Raw genomic sequence first — 13,736 nt, 5'->3', positions numbered from 1 at the left:
GATTTTTCGGTAGTTCCCATCCCTGGCGAGCCCTTCTGGACTACACGTCCCGCGTGCGGGATGTTTACCGGAATTCTATTGTATAGCGAGTCCCTAATGATCCGGCTGCTGTTATCGTCCTCCAAAATTCTTCCCTGTGGCAATATTGACACAGTAGATTTGCCGGCTTACTTGGCCGGATTCCTGGCTTCCGGGCAGGGTTGGAGTGTTGTATCAAGCCGTACTGCGGGAAATACCAGCCGGGGCAAAAAGAACATGATCGTTGCTTTAGCGAGAGCTAATACTTTTGGCTTGGCCGCGGGTATTGGTGCTCTGTGGCTGATCTTGTCGGTCGCCGGACCCGCACTTGCCGATGCCGCCGCCAAGCCGGCCCAGCCCCAACCGGCCCAGTCAAAGCCGACCGACGCCAATCCCTGGGCGGTGAACTGCTCCAGCGGCTCGGCGAATACCCAGCTTCAATGCCAGGTGTCGCAGAACCTGACCGAGGCCAAGACAGGACAGCGCGTGCTTACCGTGACCGTGCGCCGCGACAATGCCAATGGCAGCCTCGCCATGCTGCTCGCTTTGCCGCACGGCCTGTTCCTGCCGTCCGGCGCCAGCTATCAGATCGACCAGGGGCAGAAGATGACCATCGCCATCCAGACCAGCGACCAGAACGGCGCCTATGCCGCCACCCCGCTGCCGCCGGAACTCGTCAAGGCGATGAAGTCGGGAACCAATCTGAACATCGGCATGGAATCGGTCACCCGCAAACCGGTCACCATCCCGGTGTCGCTGGCCGGCTTCACCGCCGCGCTTGCCAAGCTGGAATGGATCAAATAGGGGGTTCGTCGTTTGTTTCGGGACCGCCTCGGTCCACGAATCGGATGCCTTTCGATCTGCGAATGCCTTCACCGAAGTATTTGTTTTCAAACAGTCACGGCGGAAATCGACCTAATTTCGGCGGCGTTTGCGTAGGCCTGAATCACTCCCACTCGATTGTTTTTAGCCCATCTAAGCGTTGATTAGATGGGTTTTTACTTTCTTGCGGTACCGAAAGATTTCAAAGTGAAAATCGCCTCAAAAAATATTGGTCTGGCTACCCGAGCAAGAGACGCTCTGATTAACTGAAGCGCTTCGCCACTTTACGAAGCACCTCGATTGATTTTCTGGACGCCGGCCTATGCGCCGGTCGCGCGCGCGGTGATGCGCTCCAGCCCGAGCAGCAGGACCAGCGTTGCCGCCACAAGGATCATGGTGAGTGCCGCACCGGCGAAGATGTCGCCGCGATCGGTGAGGCTGAAGATCGACACCGGAAGCGTCACCCAGCCCGGCGGATAGACCATGACGGTGGCGCCGAGTTCGCCCATGGACAGCGCGAAGCTCAAGCCGAAGGCAGCGACCAGGTAGGGCGCCAGCAACGGCAGCGTGACATGCCAGAGCCGATATGCCGGCCGCGCTCCAAGGCTCGACGCCACCTGCTCGAAATCGGGCGAGAGCCGTGCCAAGCCGGCCGAGACATTGCCGAATGTAAAGGCCGAGATCAGCACGAAATGCGCGATCATGACGATTGCCACCGTGCCGTTGAGCAGCAGCGGCGGATGGCTGAACGCCACCAGCATGCCAAGACCGACGGACACCGAAGGCACCGCGCTGGGGATGAAGAACAAAAGGCCGAGCAATCGCCGCAAGGCATGACCCTGGAGGCGCAGCGACAATGCTGCCCAGGTGCCGCTGACCAGCGCCAGTGCGCTGGCCAGGAAACCAGTGACCAGACTGGCCTTTACCGCTCTACCGGCGGAGCCGGAAATGACATCGGTGTAGTGCTCCGTCGTCAGGCCACTCGGCAGCACGCCGTTCCATTGGTCGGCTAGGCTTGACAGCAGGATCACTGCGAGCGGCGCCAGGAACAGCACGCCGAACAGCAGCGCGAAAAGCAGCCACAACACGATGCGACCAGGGCGCGACCAGACCAGCATGGCTAGACTCCCAACCGACCGGCGGCGAAACGGTAGAGGCCGAACAACCCGAGCGACAGCGCGATGTTGACGACGGCTATGATGCAGGCAACCTGGTAGGCCGATTCCTGGATTGCCTTGCCGTAGATTAGCAGTGGCAGAGTGATGACGCCCTTGGCGCCGATGAACAGCACGATGCCGAATTCATTGACGGTCAACAACAGGCAGAGGCTTCCGCCGGCGATGAGCGCCGGAATCGCGGCCGGCAAGATGACCTGGCGAACGATGCGAAACGGGCGCGCGCCAAGCACGCTTGCCGCTTCGATCTGGCCGCGATCGACCAGCGAAAAGGCGGCTAGCAGCGGCCGCAGGATGAAGGGCGTATAGACGGTGACTTCGGCGAGCACCACGCCCCAGGTCGAATAAAGGAAATCGACCGGCGGCAGCGGCAGCGAGAAGGCCTCCATCAGCCCAGAGTTGAGCATGCCGGCGGAACCGTAGAGGAAGGTGAAGGCAAGCGTCACCAGGAAGGTAGGAAGAGCGATGAAGGTATCGATCAGCCGGGCGATGAAGCCGCTGCCGGGGAATGGCACGAAGGCAAGGATCAACGCCAGCACGAGGCCGACAATCAGGCATCCGGCCGTCGCCGTGACCGAAATCGTCACGGTGTTGATCAGCGCGTTGAGGAAGAAGCGCGAATGCAGGACGCGGATGATCTCGGCGGCATTGGCGACGCCGCTGTCGTCGAGGAAGGCCTGTCGGGCGATGAGCGCCAGGGGGTAGAAGAACAGCAGCGCCAGCAGGGCCGCCGGCGGTACGATCCAGAACTTGCCGGGTTCTCTCCTGATCGCCGGCGCGCAAAGTGCGACCGCCTCAGCCACCGGCGTCTTCCGGAAGGAGCGAGGTGTCGGCGGGCGCGAAGAACAATGGCACCTCGGCGCCGGGTTCAGGCAAGGCGACAGGCAGTTTCGTTGCCGAGACCCGCACCGGCGTACCGTCGACATCGAGCACGAGGTGGGTGAGTTCGCCCTGCCAGTGCACTTCCCTCAACCTACCGACGATGCGGTTGGTATGCTCGCTGTCGGCGGTCAGGCTGAGATGCTGCGGCCTGATGCAGAGCAGGCTCCTGTCGCCGGCCTTCTCATCGCGGCCGGCACCTGTCAGCACCGCGTCGCGATGCCTTGCCGTGGCAAAGCCCTTCGACCCGGCAGGTTCGGCGACCGTCACCGGCAGAAGGTTGGCACGGCCGAGGAACTCAGCGGTGAAACGGTTTGGCGGGCGACGGTAGAGTTCGGTTGTCGGTCCATGCGAACAGACCCTGCCGTCGCGCATAATGGCGATCTTGTCGGCAAGCGTCAGCGCTTCGGTCTGGTCATGGGTGACGTAGAGGATCGTCAGGCCAGGCAGGCTGCGGTGCAGGCGGGCAATCTCCTCGACCATGTTGCGGCGGATCTGCGCGTCGAGCGCCGAAAGCGGCTCATCGAGCAGCAGCACGCGTGGCCGCACGGCCAAAGCACGCGCAATCGCGACGCGCTGCTGCTGGCCACCCGAAAGCTCGCGGGGATAACGCCGGGCAAAAGTCGCCATGCCGACGGTGGCGAGCGCTTCTTTCACCCGTTCGCCAATCAACGCCTTGTCGGCGCCTTGTGCCCTGAGGCCGAAGGCAACGTTGTCCTCGACCCGCATATGCGGAAACAGCGCGTAGTTCTGCACCACCATGCCGAGACCGCGCTCGTAGGGTGGCAGATCCGTCACATCGGCCGCGCCGATGCGGATGCGGCCGCTTGCCGGGCGCACGAACCCGGCCACGGCGCGCAGGGCGGTGGTCTTGCCGGAACCCGAAGGCCCGATCATCGCCAGGATTTCACCCGGCGCAATATCCAGGGTCAGCGGATGCAGGACGACATGTGCGCCATAGGCGACGCTGACCTTGTCGAAGTGGACGTTGGAACCGGCGCCGCGAATTTTCGCGGCGTCGATGTCCATGACACTGGTACCAGTAAAGGCGACGGCCGACATGGCTTGGTCCTCCGGATTTTTGCCCCCGGGTGTCAGCTTCCGGTCGCCTCGTTCCATTTCTTGACATAGTCGGGAAGCTTGCTCAGCGCTTCGTCCCAGTTGGGAGCCCAGACGGTCACACCCTTCATCGCCTCCTGCGCTTTGGCGAAGTTGGCGTCATCCGGCTTCACGTCCTTGCGGGCGGGCATACCGAGCGCTACCGAGCTTATGGTGGACTGGGCTTCCTTGGCGAGCAGGAAGTCGATCAGCTTCCTCCCATTGTCGGCATTGGGTGCGCCAGTGACCAGGCCGATTTCATAGGGCAGTGCGAAAGTGGAGCGCACACCGTCAGGACCGGCGGGCCAGAACACCTTGATATTCGGGTTGTCGGCCATCTGCGACATGTTCATCTGCAGATCGCCGTTGGCGACGTGCAGTTCGCCCTTGTTGACCAGCGCGGTCAGCTTGCCGGTCGAAGCGGACGGGCCTACATTGTTGTCCTGCAGCTTCTTCATGAACTCGAAGCCTTTGTCCTCGCCACCGAAGGCATGGATGATCTGCAGCATGACGGCGGTGCCGTCACCGGCCTGGCCGGGCGTGGAATACTGGATCTTGCCCTTGAACTTCGGATCGAGCAGATCGTTATAGCTTTTCGGCGCTTCCGAAAGCACGGCGCTGTTGTAGATGAAATTCATGTAGTTGTTGACCAGCGGCCGGTACTTGTCGGTGCCGCCGTCGATCTGGTCGGCGGCTTGCGGCCTGTAGTCCTGCAGCAAGCCATCGGCGGCCGCGCGCTGGACGAAGGGCGGCAAGGTCACCAGCACGTCGGCCTGCGGGTTCGACTTCTCCTTGGCGACACGCTCGACGACACCGCCCGAGCCAGCCTCGATATACTGCACGGTGATGCCGGTGGCCTTGGTGAAGGCGGCGAATTCGGTTTCGTACCAGCTGCCATTGCCGTCATGCAGGCCGTCGGCGGAATAGATGGTGACAACGCCGTCGGCGAATGCCGGTCCAACAAGAGCCGAGGACGCCAATAACGACGCGGCAAAGGCCGTAACGATGGTTGCATTGCGCGATTTCATGATCAGTTCCCCTGTGATTGATGGCACATTCTGCGATGCACTAGGACGATCGCGCCGTCGGGACCTTCCGGCCTTGTAGCGCTGGTGGATGTCGTCGTTGTGTCAACTCTGGGGACTAGCGATCGATAAGTAAAATCTATTTATTTTATGAGAGCCAAACTTCCTCTGATATTTGTCTTGGAAGTGTCGCATCATTGTCGTGGGTGCGGTCGCGGCTGCGCGGAGTGGACGATCTGATTGGAAATATATCCGTTATCAGCCGAATAAGACGCCCGATGTCTGAGCCCGCAAACGCGGATCCTGCGAGCGGATGATCACTGGCCGGCCCTCGAGGATCTCGAAACAGCGCGCCAGCGTGTCGTCCTCGAGCCTGCGCATCGCCTCATGCGTGAAGAAGGTGAGATGCGGAAAAAGGATCACGTTGTCGCGATCGAAAAGCGCGCGCATCGGATGGTCCGACTTGGAGAGCGGCTCCGCCGAATAAACGTCGAGCCCTACGCCACCGATGCGCCCGGCAACGACCGCCTCGACAAGCGCCCGCTCATCGATAAGCGCGCCGCGCGAGACGTTGATGATGATGGCGGAAGGCTTCAGGCAGGCGAGCTCTGCTTTGCCGATCAGTCCGCGTGTCTTGTCATTCAGCACACAATGCAGGGAAATGAAGTCGCAGGCCCGCAGCATGGCGCGGAGATTATCGGCCTTCTCGACGCCGGCGGCACGCATGGTTGCGGCATCGACACCGGGATCAAAACCAAGAACCCGGGCGCGAAATCCCTGCCCGGCCATGCGCGCCATGCTGCGGCCGATCTTGCCGCAGCCGACTAACCCCAGCGTGGCGCCGGAAATGTCTCGCCCCAGCCAGAGCTGCTCGGGCCAGATCCAGCCGTCGCGCGACATTGCGGACGTAATCGCCGGCAGCCGCTTGGCCAGCGCGATCATCAGGGCGAAGGCGCCTTCGGCGACGGTTTCCTCGGCATATTCCGGTACGTTGACGACAGGGATGCCGCGCCGCATCGCGGCAGGGATGTCGATGGCGTCGACGCCGACGCCATATTTGACGATGCCCTTCAATCTGGAAGCCGCCTCGATCACCCGCGCGGTAATCGGCGTGTAGCACATCAGCAGAAGATCGGCGTCGGTGACAGCTTGCATCAGGTCAGCTTCGGGAATGCCGTCGGGCAGCGTCACCAGATCGACGCCTCTTGCCCGCAGGCCGGCGTCGATCCCTGGACACTCAAGTTCCCGATCTGTGCGGATGGCTTTCACGATCAGGCGGCCAGCACGGCGCGTTCGACACTATCGAGAGCGCGGTCGAGATCAGTCTTCGAAATGACCAGCGGCGGCGACAGCGTCAGCACATTGCCCTGGCTGACCTTGAAGCTCAGGCCCTGCTCCAGGCAGGTATAGAAGATCCTCTCGGCGAGGTCGCGCGCGGGCTGGCGCGTAACGCGGTCCTCGACCAGTTCGACACCGACCATGAGCCCCCTGCCCCTGACGTCGCCGACATGGGGCGAGCGTGTCATCAGGTCTTGCATGCGTCCCAGCATATGTTGGCCAAGCTCGGCCGAACGATCGACCAGTCCTTCCTCCAGGATGATGTCGATCGTCGTCAGCGCCGCGCGCGTCGTCACCGGGTTCTTCTCATGGGTGTAGTGACCGATGGCAAAGCCGCCGGTGACGTCGAGGTCGCGGCGCGCGATGACGGCGGCGATCGGCAGGATGCCGCCGCCGAGAGACTTGCCGAGAACGACGATGTCGGGCGTCACGCCATCATGCTCGTGGGCAAAGAACTTTCCGGTCTTGCCAAGGCCGGTCGGGATCTCATCGAAGATCAGCAGTGTGCCGTGCCGGTCGCAGGCCTTGCGTACCCGTTTCCAGAAGCCGGGCGGCGGCGGGTTGGGCGTCGCCCGCATCGGCTCGGCGACGACCGCCGCCACGTCCTGTTCGCGGCCAAGCACGTAAGCGAGCATGTTGGCGCAGGCGAGCCCGGATGCTTCCAGCGAATCGTGGCCGTACGGGCACCGATAGCCGTCCCAGGGCGCGACATGCTCGGTGCCGGTCATCATGGGTCCGGCGATGTGGGAGCGGAAGGTCGCCTCGCCGCCGACACTCGCCGCCCCGAAGCCGGCGCCGTGAAAGGCATCCCAGAACGATACTGTCTTGAAGCGGCCAGTCGCGGCGCGCGCGATCTTCAGCGCCACCTCAATGGCGTCCGAGCCACCAGTAGTGAACAGCACCTTGCCGAGATCACCGGGCGCAAGTGCTGCCAGCTTTTCGGCCAGTTCGACAGCGGGCTCGCAGGTGAAGCGGCGCGGCGCGAAGCAGAGCTCGTCGAGCTGCTTCTTGATCGCGGCGACCAACCTTGGATGGCCGTAACCAAGGTGATGCACGCTGTTGCCGTGGAAATCCATGAAACGGCGGCCGGCGGTGTCCTCGATCCAGATGCCTTCAGCCTTGGCGATCGTCGACAGGCAGGGACTGGACAGGCTCTGATGCATGAAGGCGGCAGCATCGCGATCGAGCAGGCCACGGATCCGCGGATCGTCCTGGCGTGCGTCCCAGCGGCCGCGCGCCGCTGTGGTGTTGGAATCGCCCTCGGTATGCACAAGCTCAGATATCGTGGCCATGATGGTCTCCGAAACGCGAATGAGGGAGCGTGAAATGCCCCCTCGGTTGGTCTGCCGGTTGCTATGGTCCGGTCAGGACCAGGGCAGCGAAAATGTCTTCACATTGGTGTAGCTCTTCATCGCTTCGATGACGCCTTCCTTGTAGCCATTGCCGCTGTCCTTGATGCCGCCGAAGGGCGACATCTCGATGCGGTAGCCCGGCACTTCCCAGATGTTGACCGTCCCGACCTGTAGACCGACGATGTATTTCTGCATACGGGGGAAGGAATTGGTGCAGACGCCCGACGACAGGCCGAAGGCGGTCGAGTTGGAGAGTGCGATCAGCGCCTCGTCATCGTCCGGCGCGCGCACGATCGGAATGATCGGTCCGAAGGTTTCTTCCATCACCAGTTCGGATTTGTGCAGAACGCGATCGACGACGATCGGCGGCAGCAGCGCGCCTTGCCGGCCCGGATTGTAGAGAATGTCGGCGCCCTGCTCGGCGGCCATATGGACACGCGCCTCGAACAGCGCCGCCGCCTTCTCATGCACGACAGTGCCGAGGTCGGTCGAACGATCCATCGGGTCGCCGAAACGGATCTTCTTCGCCCGCTCAAGCACCAGCGGCACAAAGCGATCGGCGACGCTTTCCTGGACGAGGATGCGCTTGACCGCGGTGCAGCGCTGGCCGGAGTTTTTCGTGGCACCCGCAACGGCGAGATCGGCTGCCTTGGCCAGATCTGCGTCGGAGAGGTCGTTGAGGATGATCAGCGGATCGTTGCCGCCGAGTTCGAGCACCTGACGCTTGTAGCCGGCTGTGCGGGCGATCATCTTGCCTACCGGCACACCACCGGTGAAGGTGATCAGGTCGATATTCTCGTTGGTGATCATCTCGTTGCCAATGTCGGCCGGCCAGCCGGTCACCACCGACAGCATTTCCGGCGGCAGGCCGGCTTCGTAGAGGATGTCGGCCAACAGCAGCGCCGTCATCGGCGTCAGCTCGGTCGGCTTCACCACCACGCAATTGTTGGTGGCAATCGCCGGCGCCACCTTGTGCGAGACCATGTTGAGCGGATGGTTGAAGGGCGTGATCGCCGAGATCGCCTTCAGCGGCTCGCGGGTGGTGAAGATCTTGCGCGCCTTGCCATGCGGGGTGAGATCGCAGGAGAATATCTGGCCGTCATCCTGGATGCACATTTGCGCCGACAGCGTGAAGACGTCATAGGCGCGGCCGACTTCATAGAGCGAGTCGATCTTGGAGATGCCGAGTTCCAGCGTGATGAGATCGGATATTTCTTCCCGGCGCGACGCCAGCGCTTCAGCTGTACGGAACAGGATCTGCTGGCGCTCGTAGCGGGTCAGTTTGGACTTATAGTCGGCAGCAATCTCGAACGCCTGGCGCGCATGCTCGGCGCGGCCAGCCGGCACTGTGCCGATTACGGTGTCGTTCCAGGGGTAGCGCACCTCGACGACGCCGTCGGCATCGACTTCCTTGCCGGCGATGCGCATCGGCTCGTGGCGAACTTTGATGGCAGGGTCAAGCTTGGTCATGTGCTCTGCTCCAGCAGATTCTTGGACGCGGCGCGGCGGAGGATCGAACCCACACTCCGGCCCTTCGGGCCACCTCTCCCCCGATCGACGGGGGAGAGGTGCCGAGCGAAGCGAGGCGGAGTGGAGGTCGACGGTGGCACTCAGCCCGCCAGCGCCGCCGCCATGGTGGCGTAGTAGAAGGCATCGAAGTTGCGCAAGATCGGTTCGTTCGGCAGGTCCGGCAGCACGCGATTGACGATGAAAGGCACTTCCTGCTCAGTCAGGCCGCCATGGGAGCGTAGCGGTTCGTTGAGCGCCGCCAGATCATGGCGGTGTTCACTGGTGCCGATCGTCCTGTTTTCGGTCGAGATCAGCACGATGTCGCCGATCCGGTCGGCCGGCAGTTCGAAGCGCTCGCAGGCCGTCGGGCTGTCGACGACCAGCATGATGCCGTCGACCTTGGCCAGCCGCGCCATGATGCCGGCCTGATCGGCGCCATCAGGCAGATAGGCGGTTGCAAACGAGCCAAGCGCGCCGTGATGCACGACATAGGGATCGGTGATCGGCAGGATGACGCGCGCGGCGTCCTTGCCCAGCCACTCATCGAGCAGGTCCTGGACATACACAACGTCGGGCGAACCGTCCGCCTTGTGCTTGGGCTTCATGCCGTGGTCGGCGGTAACGACGATCGCAGCGCCCAGCGCATCAAGCTCGGTCAGGTACTTGTCGAACATCTCGTAGAAGGCGTTGGCCTGCGGCACGCCGGGCGCGTATTTGTGCTGCACATAGTCGGTGGTCGTCAGGTACATGATGTCGGGGCGGAACTCCTTCAGCAACTGGACGCCGGCGGCGAAGACGAATTCCGACAGTTCGGCCGAATAAACCTCCGGCACCGGCAGCCCGAAATGCTTCGACGCATTGTCGATGCCGTGCTCGGCCTTGGTGGTGGTGTCCGACTTTTCGGCCGAGAAACACAGCGCCCGGCCTTCATCGAAAGCAAGCCCCTTGCCGAGCAGCGCACGCAGCTTGTCTTTGGCGGTGACCACCGCCACCTTGGCGCCGGCATCGTAGAAGGCCTGGAAAATGGTCGGCGCACGCAGGAAGCGCGGGTCGTTCATCATCACTTCCTTGCCGGTCTCGCGCTCGTAGAGATAGTTGCCGCAGATGCCGTGCACTGATGGCGGGCGGCCGGTGGCGATCGACAGATTGTTGGGGTTGGTGAAGCTCGGGATGACCGAGTGTGCAAAGCGCACCGTGCCCTTCTCCTTGATCCTGACTAGGGCCGGCATCAGCCCGGCATGGATTGCCTCGTCGAGATAAGCCGGCTCGCAGCCGTCAAGGCAGATGGCGATGGCCGGCACGCGCGGCCAGGCGTAGGTGCGGCCATTGACAGCGACATTGATGGGAGAGATCTGGTTCATCGAAATCCTCGAAATCTGCCGCTTCAGGCGGCGAGTTTGGCGCGCTCGGCGATTGCCGCGGCGGGTGGAGCGGCGGTGTCGACGCCCATTTCATTCAACGAGAAAGCCGCCGCCTCGACGACGCGGCGCATGACATGTTCGTCCATCTGGCCGATGCAGCCGACGCGGAAGCTATCGACGGCGGTCAGCTTGCCTGGATAAATGATGAAGCCCTTGTCCTTCATCAGGTCGTAGAACCGATCGAAGGCGAAGTTGGCGTGGGCCGGGTTGAAGAAGGTGACAATAATCGGCGACAGCCAGCGATCGTTCAGCAATGTCTCAAAACCGAGCTCACGCATGCCGGCCACCATGACGTCGCGGTTCCTGGTGTAGCGGGCGCCACGGCCGGCAACGCCGCCCTCGCCCTCGTGCTGGCGCAACGCTTCGAGGAAGGCGGCGACCACATGCGTCGGCGGCGTGTAGCGCCACTGGCCTGTCTTGTTCATGTGCGCCCACTGCGCGTGGACGTCGAGTGACAGCGAGTGGCTGCGGCCCTTGGCGGCCTCGAACTCGCTCTTGCGGGCGATGATGAAGCCGAAGCCCGGCACGCCCTCGATGCATTTGTTGGCGGACGAGACCATAGCCTCGTAACGGATCTCGTTAACGTCGAGTGGGATGGCACCGAAGGCGCTCATGGAATCAACCAGCAGCTTGCGGCCCTTGGCGTATACGGCTTCAGCAATCTCGGCGACGGGATTGAGGATGCCGGAACTTGTCTCGCAATGGATCGCGATCACATGCGTGATGGCGCCGTCGGCCTCAAGTGCTGCCGCCACCTCGTCGCCGCGCGGTGGCAGGTAGTCGCCCTTGTCGATCAGCGTGTAGGCTCGGCCGAGATACTGCATGGTCTGCGCGGCGCGCAGGCCATAGGCGCCGTTGGCCAGAACCAGAACCTTGCCGTCCCTGGGCACGAACGAACCCAGCATCGCTTCGACGCAGAAGGAACCGCTGCCTTGCATCGGCACGCAATCGAACTCGCCACGGGCATCGCCGGTCAGCGCCAACAAGCGGCGGCGCATGTCTGATGTCATGGCGCGGAAGTCGCCGTCCCAGGACCCCCAGTCCCGCAGCATAGCCTGTTTGACCGAATAAGCCGTGGTGAGCGGTCCCGGGGTGAGCAGATACGGCTCACCCAGCGCCGGGCTGGCCAGCGGCTCCGCGGCAAATTTCGTCTCGGCGAGCATATTGTCCTCCGCAAGATCTGCTTTTCGATGTCGCCTAATTCTTGGTCCGAATGATATATTTGTAAAATCGTTATTTTGTATCGACATATCGATTGTTACGATGGTAAAAATTGCAGCTCGCGAGCGGCGAATGCCTCCCGTCAGGCCAGCGCGGCAGCTATTGAGTCCGCGGCCTCACCGCTTCTCGCCAGCCGGCTCTCAAGCAGATCGCCGCTTTGCGTCAGCAGGGGATAGGCGACCGAGGCCATCAGCGAGTTGATTTCCTTCAGCGCCCTGACCGCCTCCAGATGGATGTCGCTGGTATCGACGCTTTGCGTCATTCCCGATTGCAGGCGCTTGAGGTGACGGTCATGGCTCATGCGTTCCAGCTCGCGCATCCGCTCCTTCTCGACGACGAGTTGCCGCGCCGAAACAAGATCGCTCGACACCAGCACGTTGAGCGCAAGCTGCATGTTGGCCATGACACGGTTGTGAAGCCCGGCCAGTTCGCTCCAGCCGGCGCGTGAAAAGCGCAGATTCTTGTCGCGCAGCTCCTGGGTAAGCACGAGCAGGTTCTTGGCGACGATATCGCCGGCGCGTTCGAGATTGATGGCGAAATCGGTGAGTTCTACGCCGCGCTGGGCCTCGGCCGCGGTCATGCTGCCGCGATTGACTTCGGCAATGTAGAGCTTGATCTCGGTGTGCGCGCGGTTGACGTCGTCATCGAGCTTCTGCGCCTTGCGGATCTGGTCTGTGGTGCCGGCATCGAAGAAATCCATCACGGGTCGAAGCATCACCTCGACGACCTCGCCCATGCGCAGCAACTCGCGGGTCGCGCTTGCCAGCGCCAGACCTGGCGTGCGCATGACGGTGCGGTCAAGCGCACTGGTTCGGCGCGACATGAGAAGATCCCTGCCCTCCTTCACCTTCGCCGCCGGCCTGTCGGCAATCAACAGCGTGACCAACTTTTCCATTGTGCCGGTGAAGGGCAAGCAACAGACGACCAGTGCCAGATTGAAGGCGAGGTGCAGATTGACCAGTTGCCGGCCCTCGGTTGCGCCGAACGGATGCGTCGGAAACATCACGACCTGAAGCACAAACAGAGCGGCGAGTGCCGCCGCGCCACGGAAGATCAGATTGCCGAGCGGGACACGGCGCGCCTCGACAGGTTCGCCGCGCGTCAGCCACACCGCAATCAGTGCACCGCCGCAATTGGCGCCGAGGATGAAGAACAGACCGACCTCGACCGGCAAGACGCCTTGCGCGGCCAGGGTCACGAACAACAGGATCGCCGCTACGCTGGAATGGATCAGCCATGTGAACAGGGCAGCGGCGGCAAAGGCGGTGAAGTAATCGGCGCGCAAATAGGAGATCACCAGGGGCAGCAATGCGCTCTGCCGCATCGGCGCGGTCGCCTCCCCGATCATGTGCAGCGACAGCAGAACAAACGCCACACCCATCAGAATGCGCCCGCCTTGCTTGATACCGCGCGCCTCGAACTTCAGGGCCATCGCGCCGCCGACCAGGATCAACGCCGGCACCAACCAACTGAGGTCGAAGGACAGCACCTGCACGACCAGTGCCGAACCAAGGTCGGCGCCAAGCAGGATCGCCAGCCCGGCCGACACCGGGATCATGCCGCTCGCGGCAAATCCGGCAGCCAGCATGGCGACGGCGGTGGAACTCTGCAGCAGCACGGCGAGCACGGTGCCGGCGCCCGCTGACCTGATCCGGGCGTTGCGCGCCTGTCTCAAGGCACCGCGCAACGCCGGACCGCAGGCCCGCTCGGCGCCTGTACGCACCATGCGCACAGCCCAGAGCAGGAGCATGACGGCACCCGCCAGATCCAGCAGAATGATTGCAAATTGCATGGCGCGCCTCCGGTAACCATGGCCGGCAGACGTCGACCTCATTCAGGCTGAGGCTCGGCTAAACATAAGTCAAATCGTTCATTTCG

The 13,736-nt window shown here is 62.7% G+C and carries 11 protein-coding genes; 1 reads left to right on the top strand and 10 read right to left on the bottom strand.

Annotated features, from left to right (window positions below; translation table 11 throughout):
• Positions 1-96 precede the first annotated feature (96 nt).
• Complete coding sequence (locus tag O7A61_RS09665) at positions 97-822, top strand: invasion associated locus B family protein (RefSeq protein ID WP_337129521.1); 726 nt, start codon at positions 97-99, stop codon at positions 820-822.
• Between the two features lie 338 nt (positions 823-1,160).
• Here the strand turns inward: O7A61_RS09665 and O7A61_RS09660 are convergent, their stop codons facing one another.
• The 10 genes from O7A61_RS09660 to O7A61_RS09615 form a co-directional block, all read right to left on the bottom strand.
• A complete protein-coding gene (locus O7A61_RS09660; protein ID WP_337129520.1) occupies positions 1,161-1,958 on the bottom strand; it encodes an ABC transporter permease subunit in 798 nt (265 codons plus the stop codon).
• Between the two features lie 2 nt (positions 1,959-1,960).
• Positions 1,961-2,818: a 2-aminoethylphosphonate ABC transporter permease subunit gene (locus O7A61_RS09655; protein WP_337129518.1), complete on the bottom strand. Its 858-nt coding sequence runs from the start codon at positions 2,816-2,818 to the stop codon at positions 1,961-1,963.
• The gene (locus O7A61_RS09650; RefSeq protein WP_337129517.1) at positions 2,811-3,956 is read right to left on the bottom strand and encodes an ABC transporter ATP-binding protein; all 1,146 of its coding nucleotides are present in this window, start codon (positions 3,954-3,956) and stop codon (positions 2,811-2,813) included. Before O7A61_RS09650 ends, O7A61_RS09655 begins: the two co-directional genes overlap by 8 nt.
• Positions 3,957-3,988: 32 nt before the next feature.
• Positions 3,989-5,020 (bottom strand): 2-aminoethylphosphonate ABC transporter substrate-binding protein, encoded by a 1,032-nt coding sequence (locus O7A61_RS09645; protein WP_027145258.1) that lies wholly within the window; start codon positions 5,018-5,020, stop codon positions 3,989-3,991.
• A gap of 255 nt (positions 5,021-5,275) precedes the next feature.
• Positions 5,276-6,286: an NAD(P)-dependent oxidoreductase gene (locus tag O7A61_RS09640; protein ID WP_337129516.1), complete on the bottom strand. Its 1,011-nt coding sequence runs from the start codon at positions 6,284-6,286 to the stop codon at positions 5,276-5,278.
• Between the two features lie 2 nt (positions 6,287-6,288).
• On the bottom strand, positions 6,289-7,647 hold the full coding sequence (pbfA, locus tag O7A61_RS09635) for a (R)-1-hydroxy-2-aminoethylphosphonate ammonia-lyase (protein WP_337129515.1): 1,359 nt from the start codon (positions 7,645-7,647) through the stop codon (positions 6,289-6,291).
• 72 nt (positions 7,648-7,719) lie between these two features.
• On the bottom strand, positions 7,720-9,177 hold the full coding sequence (phnY, locus tag O7A61_RS09630) for a phosphonoacetaldehyde dehydrogenase (RefSeq protein ID WP_337129514.1): 1,458 nt from the start codon (positions 9,175-9,177) through the stop codon (positions 7,720-7,722).
• A 140-nt stretch (positions 9,178-9,317) separates the two neighbouring features.
• The gene (gene phnA / locus O7A61_RS09625) at positions 9,318-10,577 is read right to left on the bottom strand and encodes a phosphonoacetate hydrolase (RefSeq protein ID WP_337129513.1); all 1,260 of its coding nucleotides are present in this window, start codon (positions 10,575-10,577) and stop codon (positions 9,318-9,320) included.
• Between the two features lie 23 nt (positions 10,578-10,600).
• Positions 10,601-11,800: a 2-aminoethylphosphonate--pyruvate transaminase gene (locus O7A61_RS09620; protein ID WP_337129512.1), complete on the bottom strand. Its 1,200-nt coding sequence runs from the start codon at positions 11,798-11,800 to the stop codon at positions 10,601-10,603.
• A 140-nt stretch (positions 11,801-11,940) separates the two neighbouring features.
• A complete protein-coding gene (locus O7A61_RS09615) occupies positions 11,941-13,650 on the bottom strand; it encodes a Na/Pi cotransporter family protein (RefSeq protein ID WP_337129510.1) in 1,710 nt (569 codons plus the stop codon).
• Positions 13,651-13,736: the final 86 nt, after the last annotated feature.

Origin of the sequence: Mesorhizobium sp. Cs1321R2N1 (assembly GCF_037179725.1) — a bacterium.
GTDB lineage: Bacteria > Pseudomonadota > Alphaproteobacteria > Rhizobiales > Rhizobiaceae > Mesorhizobium > Mesorhizobium salmacidum.
The sequence above is the reverse complement of the archived record's forward strand: the minus strand, read 5'-3'. Positions and strand labels throughout refer to the sequence as shown.